At 63.6% G+C, this 24,462-nt stretch carries 21 protein-coding genes, 1 pseudogene and 1 riboswitch; of the genes and pseudogenes, 7 read left to right on the top strand and 15 right to left on the bottom strand.

The genetic code is table 11. The annotated features are described in order from the left end of the window. The 8 genes from CO664_RS06580 to CO664_RS06545 form a co-directional block, all read right to left on the bottom strand. The gene (locus CO664_RS06580) at positions 1-477 is read right to left on the bottom strand and encodes a 3-hydroxyacyl-ACP dehydratase FabZ family protein (protein ID WP_097524945.1); all 477 of its coding nucleotides are present in this window, start codon (positions 475-477) and stop codon (positions 1-3) included. A gap of 115 nt (positions 478-592) precedes the next feature. Beyond that, entirely contained in the window at positions 593-871 is a 279-nt protein-coding gene (locus CO664_RS06575; protein ID WP_097538217.1) for an acyl carrier protein, read from the bottom strand. A 177-nt stretch (positions 872-1,048) separates the two neighbouring features. Continuing rightward, positions 1,049-1,801 (bottom strand): glycerophosphodiester phosphodiesterase family protein, encoded by a 753-nt coding sequence (locus tag CO664_RS06570; RefSeq protein ID WP_097538604.1) that lies wholly within the window; start codon positions 1,799-1,801, stop codon positions 1,049-1,051. 23 nt (positions 1,802-1,824) lie between these two features. After that, entirely contained in the window at positions 1,825-2,805 is a 981-nt protein-coding gene (gene cbiB, locus CO664_RS06565; RefSeq protein ID WP_097538216.1) for an adenosylcobinamide-phosphate synthase CbiB, read from the bottom strand. Continuing rightward, positions 2,806-3,807 carry a threonine-phosphate decarboxylase CobD gene (gene cobD / locus CO664_RS06560; protein ID WP_097538215.1) on the bottom strand — a complete coding sequence of 334 codons (1,002 nt, stop codon included), beginning with the start codon at positions 3,805-3,807 and terminating at the stop codon, positions 2,806-2,808. It lies immediately after the preceding gene. A 2-nt stretch (positions 3,808-3,809) separates the two neighbouring features. Then, on the bottom strand, positions 3,810-5,105 hold the full coding sequence (locus CO664_RS06555) for a cobyrinate a,c-diamide synthase (RefSeq protein ID WP_097538214.1): 1,296 nt from the start codon (positions 5,103-5,105) through the stop codon (positions 3,810-3,812). Next, the gene (gene cobA / locus CO664_RS06550; RefSeq protein WP_097538213.1) at positions 5,102-5,944 is read right to left on the bottom strand and encodes a uroporphyrinogen-III C-methyltransferase; all 843 of its coding nucleotides are present in this window, start codon (positions 5,942-5,944) and stop codon (positions 5,102-5,104) included. Before cobA ends, CO664_RS06555 begins: the two co-directional genes overlap by 4 nt. Before the next feature lie 115 nt (positions 5,945-6,059). Further along, positions 6,060-6,518, bottom strand: a complete 459-nt coding sequence (locus tag CO664_RS06545; protein ID WP_037423678.1) for a cobalamin biosynthesis protein — start codon at positions 6,516-6,518, stop codon at positions 6,060-6,062. A 462-nt stretch (positions 6,519-6,980) separates the two neighbouring features. Between CO664_RS06545 and CO664_RS06540 the strand changes: the two genes are divergently transcribed. Continuing rightward, positions 6,981-7,766, top strand: coding sequence for a TSUP family transporter (locus CO664_RS06540; RefSeq protein ID WP_097538212.1), 786 nt, complete (start codon positions 6,981-6,983; stop codon positions 7,764-7,766). 54 nt (positions 7,767-7,820) lie between these two features. Here the strand turns inward: CO664_RS06540 and cobO are convergent, their stop codons facing one another. The 4 genes from cobO to cobU all read right to left on the bottom strand — a co-directional run bounded on the left by cobO (position 7,821) and on the right by cobU (position 14,319). Further along, positions 7,821-8,465 (bottom strand): cob(I)yrinic acid a,c-diamide adenosyltransferase, encoded by a 645-nt coding sequence (gene cobO, locus CO664_RS06535; protein WP_037423672.1) that lies wholly within the window; start codon positions 8,463-8,465, stop codon positions 7,821-7,823. A 10-nt stretch (positions 8,466-8,475) separates the two neighbouring features. Next, positions 8,476-12,498, bottom strand: a complete 4,023-nt coding sequence (cobN, locus tag CO664_RS06530; protein ID WP_097538211.1) for a cobaltochelatase subunit CobN — start codon at positions 12,496-12,498, stop codon at positions 8,476-8,478. A 225-nt stretch (positions 12,499-12,723) separates the two neighbouring features. After that, a complete protein-coding gene (gene cobW / locus CO664_RS06525) occupies positions 12,724-13,788 on the bottom strand; it encodes a cobalamin biosynthesis protein CobW (RefSeq protein ID WP_097538210.1) in 1,065 nt (354 codons plus the stop codon). Between the two features lie 3 nt (positions 13,789-13,791). Beyond that, positions 13,792-14,319, bottom strand: a complete 528-nt coding sequence (cobU, locus tag CO664_RS06520; protein ID WP_097524954.1) for a bifunctional adenosylcobinamide kinase/adenosylcobinamide-phosphate guanylyltransferase — start codon at positions 14,317-14,319, stop codon at positions 13,792-13,794. Between the two features lie 132 nt (positions 14,320-14,451). Continuing rightward, positions 14,452-14,847: riboswitch (cobalamin riboswitch) on the bottom strand. 235 nt (positions 14,848-15,082) lie between these two features. Between cobU and CO664_RS06515 the strand changes: the two genes are divergently transcribed. Further along, positions 15,083-16,060 carry a FecR domain-containing protein gene (locus tag CO664_RS06515; RefSeq protein WP_097538209.1) on the top strand — a complete coding sequence of 326 codons (978 nt, stop codon included), beginning with the start codon at positions 15,083-15,085 and terminating at the stop codon, positions 16,058-16,060. 52 nt (positions 16,061-16,112) lie between these two features. Here CO664_RS06515 and CO664_RS06510 read toward each other — a convergent pair whose 3' ends face one another. Both CO664_RS06510 and CO664_RS06505 read right to left on the bottom strand, forming a co-directional pair. After that, positions 16,113-18,281: an adenylate/guanylate cyclase domain-containing protein gene (locus CO664_RS06510; RefSeq protein ID WP_097538603.1), complete on the bottom strand. Its 2,169-nt coding sequence runs from the start codon at positions 18,279-18,281 to the stop codon at positions 16,113-16,115. Between the two features lie 145 nt (positions 18,282-18,426). After that, positions 18,427-19,881, bottom strand: a complete 1,455-nt coding sequence (locus CO664_RS06505) for a cobyric acid synthase (RefSeq protein WP_097538208.1) — start codon at positions 19,879-19,881, stop codon at positions 18,427-18,429. A 246-nt stretch (positions 19,882-20,127) separates the two neighbouring features. Here CO664_RS06505 and CO664_RS06500 point away from each other — a divergent pair, with 246 nt between their 5' ends. The 4 genes and pseudogenes from CO664_RS06500 to CO664_RS06490 all read left to right on the top strand — a co-directional run bounded on the left by CO664_RS06500 (position 20,128) and on the right by CO664_RS06490 (position 23,024). Next, on the top strand, positions 20,128-20,271 hold the full coding sequence (locus tag CO664_RS06500) for a hypothetical protein (protein ID WP_097538207.1): 144 nt from the start codon (positions 20,128-20,130) through the stop codon (positions 20,269-20,271). Between the two features lie 413 nt (positions 20,272-20,684). Then, positions 20,685-21,683: a glycine betaine ABC transporter substrate-binding protein gene (locus CO664_RS06495; protein ID WP_097538206.1), complete on the top strand. Its 999-nt coding sequence runs from the start codon at positions 20,685-20,687 to the stop codon at positions 21,681-21,683. Positions 21,684-21,886: 203 nt separating this feature from the next. Beyond that, a pseudogene (locus CO664_RS31125) lies at positions 21,887-21,985 on the top strand (proline/glycine betaine ABC transporter permease); the annotation flags it as partial. Continuing rightward, positions 21,978-23,024, top strand: a complete 1,047-nt coding sequence (locus CO664_RS06490) for a glycine betaine/L-proline ABC transporter ATP-binding protein (RefSeq protein WP_037423628.1) — start codon at positions 21,978-21,980, stop codon at positions 23,022-23,024. The pseudogene CO664_RS31125 and the gene CO664_RS06490, both read left to right, overlap by 8 nt. Positions 23,025-23,076: 52 nt before the next feature. Here CO664_RS06490 and CO664_RS06485 read toward each other — a convergent pair whose 3' ends face one another. After that, positions 23,077-23,487: a 4-oxalocrotonate tautomerase family protein gene (locus CO664_RS06485; protein WP_037423625.1), complete on the bottom strand. Its 411-nt coding sequence runs from the start codon at positions 23,485-23,487 to the stop codon at positions 23,077-23,079. A 106-nt stretch (positions 23,488-23,593) separates the two neighbouring features. On the opposite strand from CO664_RS06485, the gene CO664_RS06480 reads away from it, so the two are divergent. Continuing rightward, positions 23,594-24,457 (top strand): LysR substrate-binding domain-containing protein, encoded by an 864-nt coding sequence (locus CO664_RS06480; RefSeq protein ID WP_176536506.1) that lies wholly within the window; start codon positions 23,594-23,596, stop codon positions 24,455-24,457. Positions 24,458-24,462 lie beyond the last annotated feature (5 nt).

Genomic DNA, 24,462 nt, shown 5'->3' with positions numbered 1-24,462 from the left:
TTATTTCTCCGAAGCGGCCGCAGCGGCCATCAGTCCCACTTCCTCGGCACGCCTGCGGACGATCTCGCCAAGCGGCACCTGATCGAACGGCATCGTCCTCAACTTTAGCTGGGCATCGCAGATCTTCTTGCCGCCCGATGCGATTTTGGCCTTGGTCACCGCGAAACCCGAGCCCTCGTGCTCCAGGAATGCTTCGATCTCGAGCTCGGCGGAAGGCTCGACGAATGTGCGCATCTTGGCGCCGTCGACCGACATCAGGAAGGGCATCGCCACGAATTTGGTGACAGCAAGCACGAGAAAGCCGGAGGCCTGCGCCATGGTTTCGATCAGCAGCACGCCGGGAACCAGCGGATAGCCGGGAAAATGCCCCTCGAAGACCGGGCTCTTCTCCGGCACGATGGACCGCGCCGTCAGCCGGCCCGCCGCGAGATCCACGGTTTCGATCCGATCGATCATCTGGAAATATTCAAGGAGCATCAGGGCTCATCCCGTTCGTTTCGGGCTCAAGTAAAAATGCCGATGCCGCCTGTCAAGCGAAGGACGCAGCAGGCGGCATCGGTAAACGGATCGAACCGTGTCGGCGGCGAGGCGATCAGGCCTTGGCGGCGCGAAGCTCGTCGATCTTGGCGCAGAGGTTCCTCAGCACGAAGTATTCCTCGGTCGACACCTTGCCTTCGTTGACTTCCTGGGTCCACTGCTCAAGCGGAATCTTGATGCCGAATTCCTTGTCGATCGCAAAGACGATGTCGAGGAAGTCCAGGCTGTCGATGCCGAGATCATCGATCGTGTGGCTTTCCGGCTTGATCGTCTCGCGGTCGATCTCGCTCGTTTCCGAAATGATGTCGGCAACCTTGTCGAATGTAGCTGTCACGCGCTTACCTCTTGAAAATCGAGTCTTGGCGATCCCTATAGAAAAATGCACCGCAAAAGCCAATGCCTCGCGGAGTTTTGCGACCCAGATTTGAAAAACGGTGTTGCTAATCGGCGACCGAGTGCCGGTCGGCTGAGGTGTCGTGCCCGTTGACAGCTGATCCGCTTCCTCACGGCCTTATCCGAAATGACCTGCCGCCAGGCGCGGATCGTCCAAGAGGATGGCGTCAGGCCCAATCGCGCGCAGGCGCTCAAGTCCTTCTCCGTCGACCAGCCCGACCGGAAACGGCGGGTATTCCGGCATCGGAATCGAACGCGGCTGACCCACCATCACCGTGAGGAGCAGGCCGGCGTGGCGAACGATCGCCGCACGTTCGGGGCTCGCTGCGCCCTGCCATAGCCTGAACCAGTCTGCACCGGCATGCCGAGCCCGAGTGGCGGAGTCCGGCTCCTCCAAGAAAGCGAGAATGGCGATGTCCGCTCTGGCGGAGCGGACTGCAGCGATGAGGTCGAGGCTGCGGAGGCCAAGCATCGTTCGCTCGGTCGCACTCGCACCGGTGACCTCGTCGACGATGCGCTGGACGTGCTGCGGGTCGGAAAGCTTGACATCCAGGAGCACCCCTAGCGAGCCCGAGGAGGTCAGCGCCTCTCGAAGCGTCATCGTGGCCGGCAGCAGGCGCCGGAGCGTTTCCAAATCGACATCCGAAACAGTGCGTCCATCACCGCAGAGCCGTCGAAGATCGTCATCGTGCATGCAAATGAGAGCGCCGTCCTTCGTCAGGCGAATGTCCGTCTCGATGGCATCTGCGCCAGCGCCTGCGGCGGCATGCAGCGCCTCCGCGGTGTTTTCGGCAGCAAGCGCCGCGCCGCCGCGATGCGCGATGATGAGAGGTTTGCGGCCGGAGCGACGAAACCAGAACTCAGAGGGCATCATCGTCGCCTGCTGCTGGAGTTTCAGAAAAGCAGGAACGGCAGAACCAGGACGGCGGCGCTCAAGGTGATCGCGCTGCAGGCACCGTAAAAGACGATCACCGCGTCGTCGATGTCGGCTGCCGTCGCGACTGCGCGGCCGGGGCGGTTGATCATCGGCTCCTCGACGCGCGCCCCGCCATAGACCCGTGGCCCGGCAAGCTGGATATCGAGCGCGCCGGCCATCGCCGCCTCGGGCCAGCCGGAGTTAGGCGAGCGGTGAAAAGCGTGATCGCTCTTGGCCACCTCGATTGCGGCCTTCGCCGCTTCGGCGCCGCGCTTCAAGCGAGCCCCTGCGGCGATGAGAAGAGCCGAAAGCCGTGCGGCCGGAAGATTGACGAGGTCGTCGAGCCGCGCCGAGGCCCAGCCGAAATGAAGGTATTTCTGACTCTTATGGCCGATCATCGAATCGGCCGTATTCAGCATCTTGTAAGCGAAAAGGCCGGGGAGCCCAGCAATCGCATACCAAAGGGCGGGAGCGACGACCCCATCGGAAAAATTCTCCGCAAGGCTCTCGATAGCCGCACGGCAGACGCCAGGCTCATCAAGCGTTTTCGGGTCCCGGCCGACGATCATCGACACGGCCTTCCGGCCCCCTTCCAGGCCGTCACGGCGCAATCCGTCGGCGACGCGGCGGACGTGATCGGCGAGGCTCTTCTGGGCCAGGAAAACCGCAACGGTCAGCGCCTCCAGGACGAAACCGAGCGCACCGAGAACATCGAACAGCCGATTGAGCACCACACCGAGCAGCATGCTTGCTGCGACAAGGATGACGATGGCCGCAACGCCCCGCATTTTTAGCCAGCCACCGTGCCCACCGCGATTGAGCGCCGCGTCGAAAACGCCGATGGCCTTGCCGAAGAGTACCACCGGATGCGTCAACCGCTCCCAAAGCCAATCTGGATCGCCAACGATGCGGTCGATGATCAGCGCGACGACGAGGATGAGGAAAATTTCAGCCGACATCTAAACTCCTGCTCGCTGCAAGGCTTCGGCAAGACGGCGGTCGCCATTCGCATCCGCGGCCAGGCCGATCCGCAGCCAGCGCCGGTCGTAGTCGAACTTGCGCGTCAGAATGTGCTCCCCGCAGAGCGCCGTATGAAGATCGTTTGCCCGTTCGTGGTCGACGAGCGCGAAGAGACCGGTACCACCGATGACGTCCATGCCGGCGCCACGAAGCACCGCATGGAGAGCCGCATTGCGTTCGAGAATACCTTCCCTGACCGCCTCCGTGTCGCCTTCCATCAGCCTCGCCGCAACGGCAAGTGCCGGGCCTGACACCGCCCAGGGGCCAAGCCATTCGCGGAAAGATTCCGTGACCGCGGCGTTTGCAACGACGAAGCCGAGCCTCAGGCCCGCAAGGCCGAAGAACTTGCCGAAGGAACGGAAGACGACGAGGTTGTGCTGTGCGTCGACATGCGGCGCAACACTTGTTTCCGGATCGAGGTCACCGAAGGCCTCGTCGACGACGAGCAGTCCGCCGCTCGCCTCCATCTCCCTTGCCATTGCAAGCACTTGGTCGGGCGGAAAAACCCGGCCCGTGGGGTTATTGGGATTTACCAGGACCGCGAGCCCGTGCGCCGCAGAGAGATCATCGGCACGCGCGACAGGGTCGACGGCAAAGCCGGCGCCGGTCAAGACGCGCTCATATTCGCCATAGGTCGGCCCGAATATAGCGGCGCGCCTTTTCAAGTCGGCAAGCCGCGGCAGCAACTGAATGACAGCCTGGGTTCCGGGAACCGGCAGAGGCATGAGGTCGCCGGTCCGATAGTAGCTGGATGCGGCTGCGCGGGCTGCCTCCTCCAGGTGGCGATCCGGCAGCCGATGCCAGACCCGCGCGTCGATCTTCGGCAGCGCGACCGGGCACGGATTGATGCCGGTTGAAAGGTCGAGCCAATCGTCTGGCGCGCCGCCGAAGCGGGCCGCGGCCTCGGTGATCCCGCCGCCATGGACGATCGGCGCGGTCATCGTCACTCCGAAAGATCGATGAGATGCACGAAGGAACCGGCAACATTGCCGCGGCGAAGGCCGGCATGGCCGAGGTCTACACCTGCCGCATCAGAAACGGCGAAGAGCGGCGCGGCCGCCCCTTCGGAAACGATGGTCGAATAGTGAAATTCGTGCGCCGTCATCGGTCCCTCGAAAAATTCATTGTCGAAAGGCGCCACGCGCCGGTAGCCGAGATGCCGCTTGCGTTCCGCGAAACTGGTGACCAGCGGCAACAGCCCGAGCATCTCGTAACGCTTGCCGTCCGCTGCGACAAGACCTTCGCCGAGCGTCATGTAGCCGCCGCATTCACCGAAGATGCGCGCACCGTGATCGGCCGCGGCATGGATCCCGGCTCGGAAACGAGTAGCCCTGGCGAGCCGGTCGGCGTGCAATTCCGGATAGCCGCCCGGCAGATAGATTGCGTCGGCGCCGGCATCGGGCGCTTCATCGGCCAGCGGCGAAAAGAACGAGATTTGCGCTCCCTGGCTCAACCAGCCGGCCAGCACATGCTCGTAACTGAAGGCAAAGGCGACGTCGCGGGCAACGGCAATCCGGTGGCCGATCGGCTTCAGCATCCGGGCGCCTTGCGCCGGCTTCCCCCGCAAGGCAGACGCTGTTGCGAGAAGGGCTTCGACGTTACAGGCCGCAGTGACGCGCGCCGCGGCGTGCTCGATGAAATCTTCGAGCGACTCGTGCTCGCCGGCCTGGACAAGGCCCAGATGCCGTTCCGGCAGCTTCAACGCGGCATCCTGGCGCAGCACGCCGAAAATTGCCACGCCTGCGCGGTCGAGCGCATCGCGGAGCATCGCCTCATGGCGGTCGCTTCCCACGCGGTTCAGGATGACGCCGGCGACGCGCATATCGTCGCGATGATCCATATAGCCGCGCACCAGCGCCGCGACCGAGTGGGAAAGCCGGGCGCAATCGACGACCAGGACCACCGCCAGCCCCAGCGTCGCGGCGAGGTCCGCCGGCGATCCGGTCCCGTCCGCAGCGCCGTCATAGAGCCCCATCATCGCCTCGACGATCAGCGTCGAGCCATCCTTCGCCGCAGCCGCAGCGTTGGCGAGTAGCAGTTCCGGCCGCATCGCCCAGGGATCATAGTTGAGGCAGGCCTTGCCGCTTGCGGCCGTATGGAAGGCGGGATCGATATAATCTGGGCCTGCCTTGCCCGGCGCAATGGAGACGCCGCGCCGCGCCAGCGCCCGCAGAAGACCGAGCGTCACCGTCGTCTTGCCGGAGCCGGAGCTCGGGGCGGCAATCATCAGACCGCTCATGCCGGGTCCCGGCGGATTTGGCTCGCGAACGGATCGGCGACAAGTGTGCGGCCATCGAGTGCGCCGAGCCAATCAAGCGACGGACGCAGCCGAACGACCTCGCCGACGACGACGATTGCCGGCGGCTCCAGCCCGGATGCCGCCACATCGGCTTCGGCGCGGGAAAGCGTGGTCTCGAGCACCGCCTGCTCGGCCGTCGCCGCATTGCAGACGAAGGCAACCGGCTCGTCGGGCGCACGCCCGGCAGCGATGAGGTTCGCCGAAATCTGTCCGATATGCTTCATCGCCATGTACATGACGATGACCGGCGAGCCCTTGGCGATGCCTTCCCAGTTGATCCGGTCTGGCACAACGCCGGAGGAATCGTGGCCAGTGAGGAAGGTGACCGCGTGATTGACTTCGCGGTGGGTCACCGGGATGCCGGCATAGGCCAGTCCGCCGATCCCCGCAGTGATGCCGGGCACGATACGGAATGGAATACCGTGTTCGACAAGGGTCAATGCCTCCTCGCCACCGCGACCGAAGACGAAGGGATCGCCGCCCTTGAGGCGTAGTACCCGGAGCCCGGCGCGTGCGAGCTCGACCAGGCGCAGCGAGATATCACGCTGCTTCGGCGACGGCTTGCCGCCGCGTTTGCCGGCAAATTCAAGCTTGGCGTCCGGGCTGGCGAGCTTCAGGCAATCGGCATTGACCAGCGCATCGTGAACGATCACATCCGCCTGGCGAAGCGCATTGGCGGCATGGAGCGTCAAAAGACCGGGATCGCCGGGTCCGGCACCGACCAGCCAGACGGAACCGGGTTCGAGCTTCGGCAGGCCGGCAAAAAACATATCCGTCACCCCTTATTACTCCGGTCCTGGCGAAACATCTGAGCTTATTCTCTCTCGTAGGAAATGATGGCAGAACATTGAATCTGCGTATGAAATGACAACACGTGTGTGCCCGCGCAAGGCATCAGCCGCCTCCCGTGGCGCCGGCTTCGGTTTCGCGGGTGAAGGCATGGTGCCGCGGTCCTGCGATCGCTGCCGTGGCCCGGGCCGAGCGGATCTTTGGAACGAGCAGCACTGCGTCACGCCCGACCCCCGCCAATGCAGCGCCCTCGGCAACGCCGTGGCAGCCGGTATGGGCAAAGACGATCTCGGACGGATTCTTAAGTCGCGCGGCTTCTGCCTCGAGCGTCGCAGCGTCGAAGAAGCGGACGGGCACGGAAAAATGCCGGCCTGCCGCGTGAATGGCCGGCTCTTCGGCGCGCGCGTCCAGCGAAGCCACGAATGCAATATCGCTCTTCGACGCGCCGGCGTCGGCGAGTGCCCGCTCGGCAAGCGCGATCACTTCCCCGGGCGCTGTATTTCGCTCGCAGCCGAGGCCGAGAACGAGTCGTGCGGCTGAAACTGGCCCCGTGACCAAAGACATCTGCAGTGCTGCTCCCCTGCAGCGCCACACGGCCCGGGGGCACAGAGCAGCTGCAAATCAGTGTAATTGCGCGATAGTCCCATGCCTTTGGGGTTGGGAGCCGCGCAGCGGTCGGCGTTCCACACGAAGCGCCGGCCTGGGCAGACAGCCGCACCGGTCAGGACAGCACCGGATCTGGCCCCCTGAATGGGTCGGCCGCACCGGACGCTCTTTCGATCCGCTCGCACGGACGCCGTCGCATGATCTTCATTTCTACCGAAGGGCATCCGGGCGGTCAAACCAGATTGCGCCATCACGGCGTCGTAAACACATAACCGAGCGCCGCCGCTCCGGCGGGCGAAGACAGGGAGCTTGCAGCAGCAGAATGGCATTTTCTGCGGAAATTGCCGACGACAAGCCTTTGCTTTTCACGCCCGGCTCTGACACAAGGCGGAAGCAATTCCGTTTCGTCTCGAGCTTTCCGTGACCGAACTCGCCATCCACCTGCTGCTCTTTCTGTTCGTAGCCGCCTTCATTGCCGGCTTCATCGATTCGATCGCCGGCGGCGGCGGGATGATCACCATTCCTGCCATGCTGATCGCCGGCATTCCGCCGCTCGAATCGCTCGGCACGAACAAGCTGCAATCGCTCTTCGGTTCGGGCTCCGCCAGCGTCGCCTATGCGCGACACGGCCATGTGAATTTGAAGGAGCAGCTGCCGATGGCGCTGATGTCGGCCGCGGGTTCGGTGCTCGGCGCCTTGATCGCGACAGTCGTTCCAGCCGATGCGCTGAAGGGCGTGCTGCCCTTTCTGCTGATCGCGATTGCCGTCTATTTCGGCTGCAAACCGAATATCGGCGACGTCGAAAAGCACCGCCGCCTGTCGGCTTTTCTCTTCACCCTCACCTTCGTACCGTTGATCGGCTTCTATGACGGCATTTTCGGACCGGGCACGGGCTCGTTCTTCATGCTCGGCTTTGTTTCGCTTGCCGGCTACGGCATCCTCAAGGCGACGGCCCACACGAAGTTCCTCAACTTCGGTTCCAATCTCGGCGCCTTCATCGTTTTCGTTTTCTACGGCGTCGTGCTCTGGAAGGTCGGGCTGCTGATGGGAGCGGGCCAGTTTCTCGGCGCGCAGGTCGGCTCCCGCTATGCGATGGCAAAGGGCGCGAAGATCATCAAGCCGCTGCTCGTCATCGTCTCGATCGCGCTGGCAGTCCGGCTGCTAGCGGATCCAACGCATCCGCTCAGGATTTGGCTGGGCATCTGATCGCGCCGGCCTGCCTGTTCACGGCCGGCGCGTGAACAGGCCGGATTTGCACCGCTAGAACTCGACTCCCTTCTGCGCCTTGATGCCGGAGCGGAACGGATGCTTGACGAGTTCCATCTCCGTCACCAGATCGGCGATCTCGATGAGATCCTCCTTGGCGTTGCGGCCGGTCAGAACCACATGCGTCATGTGCGGCTTCTCCTCCTTGAGGAAGCGAACGACCTCGGCGACGTCGATATAGTCGTAGCGCAGCGCGATGTTGATCTCGTCGAGCAGCACCATGGAATTGCGCTCGTCACGGATCAGTTCCTTGGCCTTCTCCCAGGCCTTCTCGGCCATTGCCACGTCGCGGGCGCGGTCCTGCGTCTCCCAGGTGAAGCCCTCGCCCAGCGTGTAGAACTGGCAGAGGTCGCCGAAGTGCTTGTCGATCAAATCGCGCTCGCCGGTCTGCATGGCGCCCTTGATGAACTGCACGACGGCACAGGGCATGCCATGGGCGATATGGCGGAAGATCATGCCGAAGCCGGCGGTCGACTTGCCCTTGCCTTTGCCCGTATGGACGATGACCAGCCCCTTCTCGTCGGTCTTCGTCGCCATGATCTTGTCGCGCGCCGTCTTCTTCTTCGCCATCTTCATGGCGTGACGGGCTTCGTCCTTCTCGGCAACCGGTTCGCCGGTGTTTGCGGTTTCGTCGCTCATGGCATCCTCCCTATTCGTTGCCGGCGCGCGGGCGCTCAGGCTGAGCGCCCGACAGACTGTTCAGTTCAAATCGCGCCGAGTTGGAGCGCGGGTTCCAGAGACCTCGGTCGACCGCCTCCAGGAACCGCTCGGCGAGTTCGGCAAGTGCCACCGGGTTCTTGTCGCGCAGGAAATCGAGGACTTTCTCGTCGGCGATGAAGGCCTGGTAGGCCGCCTCGAAATGATGGTCGCGCACGGCCCCGGTCGTCGCGGCGAAGGCGAACATGTAATCGACAGTCGCGGCGATCTCGAAGGCGCCCTTGTAACCATGACGCATCACCCCGGCGATCCACTTCGGATTGACGACGCGGGCGCGAACCACGCGGCCGATCTCCTCCTCCAGCGAGCGGATAACCGGCTTTTCCGGACGCGAATGGTCGTTGTGGTAGATCGCGGGACGCTCTCCACTGAGATATTCCGCCGCAGCGCTCATGCCGCCCTCGAACTGGTAGTAATCGTCGCTGTCGAGCAGGTCGTGCTCGCGATTGTCCTGGTTCTGGACGACCGCCTCGATGGTCCGCAGGCGCTCCTCGAAAAGCCCGCGTTCCGCCCTGCCGTCTTCGCCGGCACCATAGGCATAGCCGCCCCAGGTGAGATACGCTGCGGCGAGATCGCCGCGCTTTTCCCAGCCTTTCTCGTCGATCAGCGCCTGTAGACCAGCGCCATAGGCGCCCGGCTTGGCACCGAACACACGATAGGAGGCGCGTCTTGCCGCCTCCATCGGCTCGACGCCCTTTTCCTCGAGGCGTCGCGCTTCGGCACGCATGCGTGCCGCGATCATGTTGTCGGCATCGTCCTCCTCCAGCGCGCCGATCGCGCGGGTCGCCTTGTCGAACAGCGCGATCTGCTCCGGGAAGGCATCGCGGAAGAAGCCCGAAATCCTGAGTGTGACGTCGACGCGCGGTCGGCCGAGCACGGCGAGCGGCACGATTTCATAGCCGGTCACCCGACGCGACGCCATGTCCCAGATCGGCTTTGCACCGATCAGCGCCAGCGCTTGGGCAATGTCGTCGCCGCCGGTGCGCATATTAGAGGTGCCCCAGGCTGTCAGCCCGAAGGAGGACGGCCATTCGCCATGGTCCTGCAGATAGCGGCGGATGAGCAGTTCGGCCGATTTCTTGCCGAGTTCGTAGGCCGCCGGCGTCGGCACGGCGCGGCTGTCGACGGAATAGAAATTGCGGCCGGTCGGCAGCACGTCCGGCCGCCCGCGTGTCGGCGCGCCGGATGGGCCAGGCGCGACGAAGCGGCCGTCGAGACCGGTGAGCAGGCCGGTGATCTCGGCAGCACCCGACCGTTCGATTGAAGGCTTCAGCCGTGCCTCGATCTCGTCGAGCACGGCTTGCGTGTTGGTCCAACCGTCGGGGCAAGCGATCTCGCCCGACACCAGCTTCGTGGCGAGAAGCTCGATGCGCTCAACCGTATCGCCGGCGGTGCGCCAAGAAGCATCCGAGAGGTTGGCGAGGAGATCGGGCTTTGAGCCGAGCCAGGGCGCGGAGAGAACGCAGTCGAGGGGGTCGAAACGTTGTGCGGGAATACCCCCCTCTGTCCTGCCGGACATCTCCCCCACAAGGGGGGAGATTGGCGAGTGGCGCCCGTCCGTTTCCCTGGTTCCGCCGGCGGCGATCGGGCGGTCTATTGAGGAGTTGGTTGCAAGCGCGGCAGTATTTGGGAGGGAAGAACCCGCATCCCTGATCTCCCCCCATGTGGGGGGGATGTCCGGCAGGACAGAGGGGGGTACTCGCCCGGCATCACCCAACCCCAGGTCCGCCGCGATCGCGCGCTGCAAGCTCTGATCGCCGCCCTCGCCCAAGCCACGTGGCACCCGGGCAAGCGCCACCGTCAGGTCGGTCAGCAGCCGCCCTTCCGGCGCCACGCCGAAGATATGCAGCCCGTCGCGGATCTGCATTTCCTTGAGGTCGCAGAGATAGGCGTCGAGCTTTTCGAGCGCCGTGTCGTCGCTGTCGCCCTTGTCGATGCCGGCGTCGTGGTCGAGGCCGATGTCGCGCACGAGATCGAGGATCTGACGACTGAGCAGACGCAGCCGTCGCGGATCGCCGCCCGCCGCTTCGTAATATTCGTCGACCAGCGCTTCGAGATCCTTGAGCGGTCCGTAGGACTCGGCGCGTGTCAGAGGCGGCGTCAGGTGATCGATGATCACCGCGCTGGTGCGGCGTTTCGCTTGCGTCCCCTCGCCCGGGTCGTTGACGATAAAGGGATAGAGATGCGGCGTCGGGCCGAAGATCGCCTCTGGGTAGCAGGTCTCGGAAAGCGCCAGCGCCTTGCCCGGCAGCCATTCGAGATTGCCGTGCTTGCCCATATGGATGATCGCGTCAGCGCCGAAGGTTTGGCGCAGATAGGCATAGAAGGCGATATAGCCGTGCGGCGGCACGAGATCCGGCGCGTGATAGGTTTCCTTCGGATCGATGTTGTAACCGCGCGCCGGCTGGATACCGACGATGACCTCGCCGAACCGGGCAAGCGGCAGGGTGAAGGCGCCGTCGAGGAAGAAAGGATCGGCCTCCGGCGTCCCCCAGCGCACGCCCACTTCCGCCTGAATCTTTTCCGGAAGAGAGGAGAAGAAGTCCTTGTAGTGATTCAAGGAAATGGTTTCGCGAATTTCCCGGCCGCGGCTTGCGGCATTCGTCGGTCCGGCCATCAGGAAGCGGATCAGCGCCTCGCCGCCTTCGGGCAGATCGCCAGTCGAATAACCTTCCGCCGCCATCGCCTTCAGCACCTCGACAGTGCCGGCGGGTGTATCGAGGCCGACGCCGTTGCCGAGACGTCCGTCCCGGTTCGGGTAGTTCGCCATGACGATTGCGACGCGCCGCGCCTGCGGCTTCGCGCGCCGCAACCTTGCCCAATTACCGGCGAGCCGGGCGGCGAAGCGCACGCGGCCGGCAAGCGGCTCATGGCCGACGATGTTTGCCTCGACAAGCGGGTCGTAGACCGATGCCGCCTTGAAGGAGACGGCGCGCGAAAGGATCCGTCCGTCCACCTCCGGCAGCGCGACATTCATACCGAGGTCGCGCGCCATCAGCCCTTGCGGCGAGGCTTCCCAGGCTTCGCGGGAGGAGCCTGAAAAAATCACCTGCAGCACCGGCGCGCCGGTGGATTCCAGCACCGTCGGCTGCCGGTCGGCGCCGGGCGCCGAGACGGCAAAGCCGGTGGCATTCATCACCACGTCCGGCGCCGCCTCGGCAAAGATCGCTTCGAGAGTACCGACCGACACCTGATCCTTGAGGCTCGACACAAAGACCGGAAGCGGGCGCATGCCCTCCTCGGTCAGCGCCTCGATCAGGGCCTCGACCGGCTTGGTCTCGCCGCTCTGCACGAGGGCACGGTAGAAGCAGATGGCAACTGTGGGACGAGCTTCCTTCTTCCCTTCGGAAGTCTGCGCTCCCCCGACATCGCCGGCGATACGCACCCACTCGTCAACCCCGATCACGCCCCTGCCCGGCCACCAGATGCCGGCTTTCAGCAGCGGCCGCGCCGGTTGCGGCTTTTCGGCGCCATCGATCAGCGCCTCGGCATAGTCGAGGAACAGGCCGGCATTGTCCGCGCCGCCTTCGTTGAAATAGGCCCAGAGACGCTCACGGTCTTCCGCTGCAACGGTCGAGAAAGGGTCGAGACCCGGGTCCGGCTTGTCGTCCCCCGGCAGCACCGCAATCTTGAACTTGCCCGCCACCGCCGCGGCATAGAGCGCCTCCAGCACGTAGCGAAAATAGCTGGCGCCGCCGAGCGGCCGGACGACGATCAGCTTCGCATGTCGCGCGGTACGTTCGACGTAGGTGTCGACCGACATCGGATGCATGAGGTTCATGAGGCTGGCGATGCGCAGGCTATTCCCGCTCGCGCGCCGGCGATGCGCGGCGGCAATCGACGCAAGCTCGGTATCGGCCGCCGACAGGAACAGGATATCGGCCGGGCTTTGCCCGAGATCGATCGCTTCGTTGCCGTCGGCGATCGTGCCTTTCTGGGCTAGGAGGAGATGCATTGTTGCTTCCCGCTGGGCTCGTGAAGAGACCCCTCCCCAGCCCCTCCCCACAATGGGGAGGGGTTAGGTCGTGCCACACGCACTCTTTCCCCGAGTATCAGCCGTTCGTGCCATAACGCCGCCCCCCTTTGGGAACGAAAGCGCCGCCGCAAATGCCAGCCGAGCCCCTCCCCCTTGTGGGGAGGGGTTGGGGAGGGGTTCTTCTCACACGCGCTCAAAACAACCTCACGCCAGCGCCGAAATCGCCGCGCGCACGGCCGCCTCGTCCATGTCGTGCAGGCCGATGACGACGAGGCGCGTGCCGCGCGTCTCGCCGGGTGCCCAGGCACGGTCGTAATATTGATCGACCCGGCTGCCGACCGCCTGGATCAACAGACGCATTGGCTTGCCGGGTACGTCGGCAAAGCCCTTGAGGCGTAAAACGTCGTGCTCGGCGATGACGGCCTTGAGCCGGTCGATGAAGGCCGCCGGTTCGGCAATCGGGCCAAGTTCGACGACGAAGCTGTCGAATTCGTCGTGATCATGTTCCTCGCCGGCCTCATGCTCCATCTCGTGATGCGATTTGCGGTCGGCGATCTCGTCTTCCGTGCCGACGCCAAGCCCGAGCAGGATCGCGGCTGCCACCTCGCCGTTCTTGGCCTCGATCATCGCCGGCTTGCGGCTGATGCGCGAGGCGACTTCGTCACGCACGGACTTGAGGCCCGCAGCATCGATGAGATCGGTCTTGTTCAGAACGATGAGGTCGGCGGCGGTGAGTTGGTCCTCGAAGAGCTCTTCCAGCGGGCTCTCATGGTCAAGGTTGTCGTCATTGACGCGCAGCGCATCGACCTTGTCGTGATCGTCGGCAAAACGGCCGGCGGCAACGGCGGCGCTGTCGACGACGGTCACGACGCCATCGACCGTCACTTCGCTGCGGATGTCGGGCCAGTTGAAAGCGGCGACCAGCGGTTGCGGCAGCGCAAGGCCGGAGGTCTCGATGACAATATGATCCGGGCGGTTCTCTCGCTCGAGCAGCTTGGTCATGGTCGGAATGAAGTCGTCGGCGACGGTGCAGCAGATGCAGCCATTGGTGAGCTCGATGATGTCCTCTTCCGAGCAGGCTTCAGCGCCGCAGCCCTTCAACACGTCGCCGTCGACGCCGAGATCGCCGAACTCGTTGATGATCAATGCGATCCGCTTGCCCTCGGCGTTCTGCAGCAAGTTGCGGATCATCGTCGTCTTGCCGGCGCCGAGGAAGCCGGTGATGACCGTGGCGGGGATCTTGCCCGACTGGGCCTTTGCAAGTGTCATGAATCAACCCTTCATTTTCAGCGGCAACCCGGCCGCGACGAAATAGACTTCGGCGGATTTCTCCGCGACGATTTGATGGAGGCGGCCGGCATGGTCGCGGAAGTCTCGCGCCATGCGGTTCTCCGGCACGATGCCGAGACCGACCTCATTGGAGACGATGATGACGCGCGCCTGCATGGCAGGCAGCAAGCCGGCAAGTGCCGCAAACTCGGCCGGCATGTCGCGCTCTTCCATCATCAGGTTCGTCACCCACAGCGTGAGGCAGTCGACAAGAATGACGCGCTCCGGTGCATCCAGTCGACGAAGCAGGCCGGAGAGATCGAGCGGTTCCTCATGCGTTGCCCAGCCCTTGCCCTGCCGCGCGGCCTGGTGGCGGGCGATACGATCGCGCATTTCCTCGTCATAGGCGCGGCCGGTCGCAACATAGTGCATCCCGAGCCCCGAGGCTTCGGCGAGCTTCTCCGCGAAACTGGATTTCCCGGAGCGCGCGCCGCCGAGCACGAAGACCGGACCGGCATTGGAGAATGTCATCCGACCAGATCCCATGCGAGGAAACTGGTGGGGACAAAGCAACGATAGCAAGCGGACGCGTGACGGGCACGCGCAGAAGACGATAAATAAGCCACGACAACCTCCGTGCTGGCATTGGGGAGGACTCCCCCGGGCGATGCCCTGATGGACGGCAGGTCTCCTGGCTCTCGGCGTCACGGGCAAGCGCTGCGCACGCGGTGCCCAGCGCTATTGGGCCCGAACGGGTCCGCCTCGCCTTCCCGGCGTCTGCTGGCTCGTGAAGGCGGACGATTCGTAGAAAGAGAGGCGTCCAGCCCGGCTGCTCACGATGCCACGCCAGTGGCTTTTCCGGCGTGCCTCCAATTCCGCGACAACTGCCCCATGCAGTTTCACCGGAAGAGGTGCGGCATGCCCGATGGCGAACCCTGACCGTTCTACAGTCGCGGGGTCGGCTGCGATAAGGGCGCCCGGTGTGGGTCCGCCCGTCACATTCCCATTTACTCTCCCGCGCCGCTTCGGTGCGGGGGAACCATCCAATGCGTTAATTATGAAGCGGATGCGTCAAAGTCAATCGACGGTCTGCGACGCGAGGTCGGCAAGTTGCGGCAGCGTGAGGTGCGTCGCCAACTCGGCGCCTTTCTCCTAATCCGAACGGGTAGGCAGACGCCCGTCCCAAGCGCGTGATAAAACGGGCATTCGAACCCGAGGCGGCTCCGATGCTTCGCCACGGTGTTCGATTATGTCCACGGCACTGAATTTGTCAGTTCAGCCTGGAGGGGGTGCGATGGCATATCTGCGTCGTGCCGCATTTGTCGCGCTGAGTGTCGCGCTTTACGGCTCCATGCCAAGCAAGGCCGCCGAACCGATTGGTCAGGCGATCCGGATCAAGACTGAGGTCAGCGGAGCGAGCGGACCACTGGTCGTCACGGACCCGGTGCACCGCGACGAGCGGATTCGGACATCCAGATCCGGCCTTGGCCAGTTCGTCTTCCGAGATGGAAGCAAGCTTGCCGTCGGTGCCGGCTCGTCGGTCGTCATCGACAAATTCGTCTTCGACGACTCGAGATCGGTGCAGAAGCTGACCGTCGCGGCGGCGAAGGGAACGTTTCGCTGGATCAGCGGCAACTCGGGGCACGCGGCCTACCAGATCCTGACACCGGCCGGAACCATCGGCGTTCGAGGCACGGTCTTCGACTTTTACGTCGGCGGAGACGGCACGACGGCAGTGGTGCTCCTGAGCGGCGCTGCCGAATTTTGCGGCCGAGGCGGCTGTCAACAGCTGACGCGGCGCTGCGACTGCGTGGTCGCCCGTCCCAATGGCGATATGACCGATACGCGACGGGTCGACCGAAGCATCCTCAGGACACTCGGCAACCAGCAGGCCTTGCCGTTCCTCTCCGGCAGGCAGCAGCTGTCGCCCGGATGGAGCGGCACCGGCTGCGGCCTTTCAGCTGAGATCCAGATCCGTCCAGATCGGGTCCGGCCGCTCGTCGCACCGCCACCCGAACCGGCTCCGCCTGTCGAGACGCCGCCCCAACCCAAGCCACCCAAACCCGACAAGCCTCACAAACCCGACAAGCCTCACAAACCCGACAAGCCTCACAAACCGGACAAGCCCCAAAAACCAGAAAAGCCGGGCAAGCCGGACAAACACGACAAGAGCTGGCACGATAAACCGAACAAGTTCGACAGGTCGGAAAGGCCGCGCAATCGTGATTACTCGCACGAGCGGAGCAAGGACCGTTCGTTCGGACGACGGTGACTGTAATTGAAGTGCCGGAAAGCGGCGCCTTTTGCATCAGTCGGCGAAGCACCTATTCGCCAGCCGCATCCTTCGCCGTCGGCTCACCAATGAAATGTTCGCCGCGCCGCGAAATCCGCCGATAGAACTCCGACAAGCCGGGCGTCAGCGCGGACGCCTTGAGCTTTGCCACGCCCAGCATGCGCCGGCTCTCGGGGGACCGTGCGCGCAAAGCGTCGACCAGCCGCCGATGAACTTCGAAGAGCTCGGCGAATTCATCCGACTCGGCCAGTCGCTCGTCGCCAACGACTCCAAAGAGCCTCGTTCGCGTGCTCTTACCCTTGAGCCCCAATGCTCCGGCCTCCAGCAGGGCGCAGCCGCCAGCCAAATTTGCCGTCGCCTCCGACACGAGGATATCGTAGCCGATCTCCTTGCAGGCGGATTCGATGCGCGCCGCCACATTGACGGTGTCCCCGACCGCCGAATAGTTGAAATGCGTCTCGGCGCCCATGTTGCCGACGCAGGCAAGGCCGGTGTGGATTCCAATGCCGATGGCAACGCTTTGCCCCGCCCCGAAACCGAAGGCATCCTTGTCATTGAGACGAGCAAGCGTTTCTCGCATCGCCAAAGCCGCGCGAACGGCCCTGCGAGGATGATCTCTGACATCGACGGGGGCGTTCCAGAAGGCCATGATCGAGTCGCCGATGAACTTGTCGAGTGTGCCCTCGTTTTCGATGACGTGTCGGCTCAGCGCATCGAGAAGCGTATTCAGGAACCCGACAACCTCGGTCGGCGCCAAACGCTCGCTGATCTCGGTGAAGTTGCGCACGTCGACGAACATGATCGTCAGCTCACGATCGTCTCCCCCGAGCCTCAGTGCGTTCTGCGTGTGCTCGACGCGATAAAGCAGCGACGGCGACAAATATTGGCCGAAGGCGCGCCGGACGACGCGACGCTCCCGGTCGGTCACCAGGAAGCGATAGGCCGTCGCGGCGAAATGCGTGACCAATCCGGAAAAGATCGGAGCAAGCGGGTCGAAGAGCAGTCCCGCGTAGAGAAACGCAGTCCAGGAGGCCGCGAGAGCCAAGCCGGTGATCAGCAACCCGCAGGCGAGCGCCACGCCGGGGCTGACGAAGGTGGTCACCATGACGAGGAGGGTGCCTGCAATGGCGATCGACAGGATCTCGAGCCCTTCGGCCCAGTCCGGGCGCGAGAGGAAGCGACCCGACAGGATCTGCTCGACGGCCTGGGCATGAAGCGAGACTCCCGGGACATTATGGCCGAGAGCCGTGGTGCGGATATCGAGCAAACCGGCAGCCGAGGTGCCGACGAAGACGATGCTGCCTTCGACGGCCGCCCTGACATCCTCGGGAGCACCCGATGCGGCAAGCACGCGCCCGGCCGATACATATCTTTCCGCCCGGTCCTCACTGACATAAAGCCAGAGCTCGCCGGCCGCCGTGACCGGCACGGCGAAATCGCCGATCTTGATCCGGGTTATCGTATCGGGCACCTCCGTCGCGCCGGCCAGCAGATAGGTGGAAGCCCCCTGTGCGACACGCAGCGCCTCGAGCGCCAAATTCGGATAGAGCTGCGCGCCGTCGCTGAGAAGGAGCGGCACCGCCCGTACGACCGCCGACGGGCTGTTGGGATTGAGGCTGATATGCCCGATGCCGGCTGCATTGGCCTCGAGCGCCGGCCGAAGCGGGGTTGCGGCAGTCAGGCGCGGCGGCGCTCCGAAAGGGCTCTCGCCGGTGAAGGCGAAGCCGGACTTTACCGGCGGCCGGTAACTCCCCGCATTCGAAAGGCCGAAGCCCAGCACCACCGGCTTGCCGGCAATCGCCCCGGCAAAGATCTCGTCATTGTCCGGCAGCCGCTCCAGCAAAGCCGGATCGATCCCGCTGACGTCGCGCAGAACGGTGCGCGGCGACAGTCGATCGGGCTCGGCGAACAGGATGTCGAAGGCGATGACGGCGGCGCCCATTTCCGAAAGCCTGTCGACCAGCGCAGCCAATCGATCCCTTGGCCAAGGCCACTGGCCGAACTCGCTCAGCGACGCCTCGTCGATATCGATGACCCGCACGGGCAGGTTTTCGAAGGGCCGCGGCGCCAGGCGCTGGTATTCGTCGAAGGTGATTTCGCGGGCGAATCTCAGCAGTTGTGGATCGCTTGCCCGCAGCACCGTCAGAGCCGCGACAATTGCCAGTCCGATAAGGACGCCGACCAGCTGGGCGCGTGTCATGACCGCCGACCTTTGTGCCGGGCGGCGGCAAGACTTGTATTTTTCTGAAAACCGGTCTGCCGCCTCGCCCGCCATGCTGCATCCTTCGCAGCGGCCATGCAATATCGACCAAAGAGATGAGTGTCACCCGCCGGCGGCACGGCAGCTAGCCGAGCAGGCCGTTAATCCAGGCGCGGTCGAGCACGTCTTCTAGCTCCGAGGCAATCTCGTCGAGCGCGCCGTCGACCGACTGGCGATAGTTGGCGCCTCCGCCTGCAATCCCAAGGCTCTTCAGCAGTGCGGCGCGATAAGCGTCGCTACCGAAGAGCCCATGCAGATAGGTTCCCATGACGCGGCGATCCGGCGACATGGCGCCATCGGGGCGATCGTCGATCGTCACCGGGGCCCGTTCGCAATCTGCCCCGACGGTCTTGCCGAGATGGATCTCATAGCCGTCAAGCGCCACGTCATGCTCCAGCGACCAGGCACGGCTGTTGCGCACGGTCTTTTCCGGCGCCATTTCGGTTTCGACGGAAAGCAGGCCGAGCCCGGCGATATCGCGGTCGCTTCCCTCGATGCCGAGCGGATCGGTGACGCGGAGGCCGAGCATCTGATAACCGCCGCAAATGCCGATCACCCGGCCGCCGCGGCGGACGTGACGCTCGAGATCGCGGTCCCAGCCCTGGGCCCGAAAATCCTTGAGATCCGAAATCGTCGATTTCGAACCGGGGATGACGACAAGCCCCGCGTCGTCGGGGAGCGGCATGCCCGGCCGAACGAAGACGAGTTCGACCTCCGGTTCTACCGCAAGCGGATCTAGATCATCGAAATTGGCGATGCGTGACAGGACGGGCACGGCGACTTTCAAAGCCTTGCCACCGCCGCGCGCCAGCCTCTCGAGAACGACGGAATCCTCGGCCGGCAGCCGCCCGGCGCTTTTCAGCCAGGGCACGACACCGAAACAAGGCCAGCCGGTGAAGCGGCCGATCGCCGCGATGCCATCGTCGAAAAGCCGGACGTCGCCGCGAAACTTGTTGATGAGATAACCGGTGACCATCCGCCGGTCCTCCTCCGGCAGGATTGCATGGGTGCCGACCAGCGATGCGATGACGCCGCCGCGATCGATGTCGCCGACGAGAACCACCGGGACATCGGCGCGCGTGGCGAAACCCATATTGGCGATGTCGCCGGCCCGGAGGTTGATCTCGGCCGGCGAACCGGCGCCCTCGACAACGACGAGATCGGCGCCGGCCGAGATGTGCTCGAAACTCTCCATCACGGCGCCGAGCAGCTTAGGCTTCAGGGCCTGATATTCCCTGCCCTTGGCCTGCCCCGCGACCTTGCCCTGCAGAATGATCTGACTTCCGACATCGGATTGCGGCTTCAGGAGCACCGGATTCATGTGCACCGACGAGGGCACGCGGGCGGCGAGCGACTGCAGCCACTGCGCCCGGCCGATTTCGCCGCCGTCATCGGAGACGGCCGCATTGTTCGACATGTTTTGCGGCTTGAAAGGCCTCACCTTCAGACCGCGATTGGCGGCGAGCCGGCAGAGGCCTGCCACCAATACCGATTTTCCGACATCCGAGCCGGTCCCCTGGAGCATGATCGCGTGTGTCATGCGGTCTCCGTAGCATCGAAACACTCTGCCGCAAAGTCCTGTCTCGACGCTATTTCACGGCATTTGCGCTAGCCGCGATCACGGCCCGTGTCACCCGCTCATCAAGCGTGCGACGAACATTGGAGCCCTAGTCAAAATGCGACATGCGATGCCGAGTCCAGGATCGAAAAATACCTGTCCCACGCCTATATCGCCGCCATCGCAACAACCGGGAAATGAACCGGACTCTCGAAGGCAGGAAAAACCATGCTGTTCATCTTCAGCAAGCCGAATTTTGTTCAAATCGCCTGGAACGCACAGGCGCCGCGCAGCGAATCCCGCGTACGCAACATCCCGGCCGACGCGCCATTCGGCCCGCTCGGCTTCATCCGCACGTCGAACGTCGGGTAAACGGCCTTTCGTGCTCTGACTTTGGCGACGTTCTGCGTCTTTCAAATGGACCGCATACTATCGCGGCGATCGCTCGAAGGCGCGCCTTGCCCGCAAAGTGTCGAGCTGGCTAGGGAGGCAGGTCCGGTACGCAACACCTGAACCGGACCTGCGGCAGTCGCCCGCCGCAGCAAACAATTAGCCTGACATTCTTACCGGATGGTTAGTGAGAGCTTAACCAAACATGAATTCGCACTTTTTTCGAGTTCATCGCGCGATCCTCCGTTGAAAGAGCAACCGGCGCGGCCGCGCCTTACTTAATAGCAGTGCCTCGAACGGCACTCCATTCCAGATCATTTGAAGAGGTTGATTTCTCTTCGAAAACACCTAGGCTGATTGGTCGTGGGCCGCGTAAGGGCGGGAGGCCTGGGAACATGACGAAACTCCTCGCAATCACGTTCGCCGCCGCTGGCATCTGGGTCCTGGCCGGGCCGACGCGGGCCGCCGAGTGCGGCCAGATCAGCATTGCCGAAATGAATTGGGCTTCGGCAGGCATCGCCGCCCATGTCGACAGACTTATTCTCGAGAACGGCTATGGCTGCACCGTCTCCCTGGTCGCCGGCGACACCATGCGGACCTTTGCATCGATGAACGAGAAGGCCGAGCCTGACATGGCACCGGAGCTCTGGATCCATTCCGTGCGCACCCAGCTCGAAGCGGCAGTCAAGGAAGGCCGCCTTATTCAGGCTGCCCCGATTCTCAGTGAAGGTGGCGTCGAAGGCTGGTGGATTCCAAGATTCCTCGCCAATGCCCATCCGGAGATCAAAACCGTCCAAGATGCCCTGAAGCATCCGGATCTGTTCCCCGCGTCCGACGATCCCGCCAAGGGAGCGATCCACAGTTGCCCCTCCGGCTGGAACTGTCGGATCTCGACAACCAATCTCTACAAGGCACTCGGTGCGGAGAAGGCGGGCTTCAAGCTTGTCGACCCCGCTTCGGCAGCCGAGCTTGACGGTTCCATTGCCGAAGCCTTCGAGAAGAAGACGGGTTGGCTCGGCTATTATTGGGCGCCGACGGCAATCCTCGGCAAATATGAAATGATCCGGCTCTCCTTCGGCGTCGACCACGACAGGGCGGAATGGGACTCCTGCTCGGCCGTGCCGAACTGTCCAAGTCCAAAGGTCAACTCCTATCCGGTTTCGGACGTGTTTACCGTGGTGACCAAATCCTTTGCCGAAAAGGCAGGCATCGCCATGGATTACGTGAATGCCCGCGGATGGGACAACGCGACGGTCAATAAAATTCTCGCCTGGATGGATCAGAACCGCGCGACAAACGAGGACGCCGCACGGTATTTTCTCGAACACTTTCCGGACATTTGGGCGAAATGGGTGAGCCCGGACGTCGCAGAAAAGGTGAAGGCGGCGCTTTGAGGCTGTCCTTGCTGTGGACCGAGACGGGACCTCTTGCACTCGGTCGCGCTGCGGATCGAATGTTTCGCGACGAAGCGGCCGCGCCCCGCGTCGCAAACAGCACAGCAGTGGACCTGTTCCGCTGTCACATTGCTCAAGGGGAACCTGGAAGCGGTTGCGCCCGTGCACGCGCCCAAAGAAGCGCAACGGCGGAACGCAGCTCCAGCGGTGTTGCACTAATCGGCAGCGCCATCATTTTCGATCGTGCAAGCCAAGCCTTCGGTAGGTGGCTGCAGAAGCATTCGGAGGTAGTTTATGGCTAGTCGCGCAATCGAGGTGAAGAACCTCTACAAGATCTTCGGTCCGCGCGGGCACGAATATATCGATCCTGTCAAGAACGGCATGAGCAAGGCCGAGCTCAACGAGAAATACGGTCATGTTCTCGGTTTGCAGGACATCAACATCTCGATGCCCGGCGGCTGCATAACGGTGGTTATGGGCCTTTCCGGTTCCGGCAAATCGACGCTCATCCGCCACATCAACCGGCTGATCGACCCGACCGCCGGTGAAGTGCTCTATGACGGCGTCGACGTCTGCAAGATGAACCAGAACGACCTTCGCCAGTTCCGTCGCCACAAGACAGCAATGGTGTTCCAGAAGTTCGCGCTGCTTCCACACCGCACGGTGCTCGAAAACACCGTTTACGGCCTGGAAATTCAGGGTATCGATCAGCGCGAGAGCGAGAAGCGGGCGCTTGGCTGGATCGACCGCGTAGGCCTCAAGGGCTTCGAGAAGCACTATCCGAACCAGCTTTCGGGCGGCATGCAGCAGCGCGTCGGACTGGCCCGGGCACTGACCAACGACGCCGAGATTCTGCTGATGGACGAGGCCTATTCGGCGCTCGACCCGCTGATCCGCGTGGACATGCAGACGGTGCTTCTCGAATTGCAAAAGGAATTGAAGAAGACCGTGGTGTTCATCACGCACGATCTCGACGAGGCCCTGCGCCTCGGCGACAAGATCGCCATCCTGCGCGACGGCCGTGTGGTGCAGCAGGGAACCGGCCAGGAAATCGTGCTTGCGCCGGCGGACGATTACATCACCGCCTTCGTCAAGGAGGTAAACCGCGGCCGGGTCGTTCATGTCGAGACGATCATGCGGCCGCTGTCCGGCAATCCGGAGGGCCTCGCGATCGCGGCAGATACGGTCCTCGAGGCGGCCGCCCGCACAATGACGAGTGCGCATATCAACACCGCCCACGTCGTCGACGCCAATGGCCGCCCGATCGGGGCCATCGACCTGCATACGATCATCGGTGCCATGGTGACGCCGACAAGTCACGGCGATCGAAAGGCGGCATGAGCGCCTTCACCGGCCTAGAGGGGCGACCGAGGCGGTTGCCCCTCTCCCACTTCTAAGCGGCTGGCTGCAAATTGCCGCTGATGAAGCGAAACTCCTGCGTCTTGCCGCCAAAGCCGTAAGCTGCGGCCGCTACCTCGTGAACAAGCACGTAGCTTTCGGGATGAATCGTTCCGAGCAGGCCCTCGAACCCGGCATAGACTGCCTCGATATAGCTTGCGAGCTCCTGTTTCGTATTGGTGCCGTCGACAACCTTGATATCGAGCCAGAAACTCGAGGTCTGCTGTGATGCGATCGACCTGCCCCCGGCAAACCAATGGTGCGGATCGATATAGCTGATCGTAACGGCCGTCACGGTCGGATCCTTGCGCAGGTGCAGGCGCGTCAATTCGCTGACGGATGCCGCGATCTGCGCGGAGAGGCTTGAGTTCGGCGAAGCCGCAACGGCGATGCTGATGATTGGCATGAGAGTTCCTTTCTCGGGATGAATGCGGTGACGAAGTAAGCCTGTCATCATCATTGCATCCATAAAATCGAATTGTGCGGCATCTATAATTCTGTATTATTGAACCATGAGGATGATCGACCCGGAACTCTTGCGCACTTTTCTTGCCTTCGCGGAGGGCGGTTCGCTCGCCCGGGCCGCGGACGTCGTCAGCCGTTCGCCGTCGGCCGTGACGGCGCAGATGCAGCGGCTGGAAGCGCTGGTCGGCGAGGCGCTTCTCGCACCGGCCGGGCGCGGGCGCTCCTTGACACCTGTGGGTGAGGAATTCGTCGGTCATGCCCGTCGCATCCTCGACGCCCATCGTGACGCATGGTTGAGCCTCAAGGGCGCCCGCGCCGACGGCCGCGTGGCGATCGGGAGCACCCAGGATTTTGCAGACACGGCGCTTCCGGATCTGCTCGGCCGCTTCGCCCGCTCGCATTCGCGGGTTCGCCTCGACCTTCGGATCGGCCGCACGAAGGAACTGACGGCCGCTTACGAGCAAGGCCAGATCGACATCGTCCTTGCGATGCGGCAAGGGCCTTCGGCAGACGAACTGCTTGTCTTGCGCGATCCGATGATCTGGTTATGTGCCGAGAGGGGCCTGACTTTGCCCGACGCCGATCTCCCCATAGCTGTACTCGACCCGCCCTGCGGCTTCCGCGCTGCCGCGATTGCCGCGCTCGAGGGGATCAACCGCCCCTTCCGCTTGGCCGCAACGAGCCCGAGTCTTTCGGGTCTGCGGGCCGCGGTCCTCAGCGGCATCGCAGTGACGGCGCGCACCGATCGTTTCCTGGGCACCGGGATAACGGCCGCCCCGAAGCACCTCGATCTGCCGCCGCTGCCCGACTCGGAATTCAGCCTGCGCCTGCGCCCCAACGCAGAGCCCGCCTCGACCGACCTCGCCCGTCTTCTGGCGGATGAACTGCCGCGGCTTTCGGCGGGCGCGTAGTCGCT

This window comes from Sinorhizobium sp. NG07B (assembly GCF_002532005.1).
GTDB lineage: Bacteria > Pseudomonadota > Alphaproteobacteria > Rhizobiales > Rhizobiaceae > Sinorhizobium > Sinorhizobium fredii_C.
The sequence above is the reverse complement of the archived record's forward strand: the minus strand, read 5'-3'. Positions and strand labels throughout refer to the sequence as shown.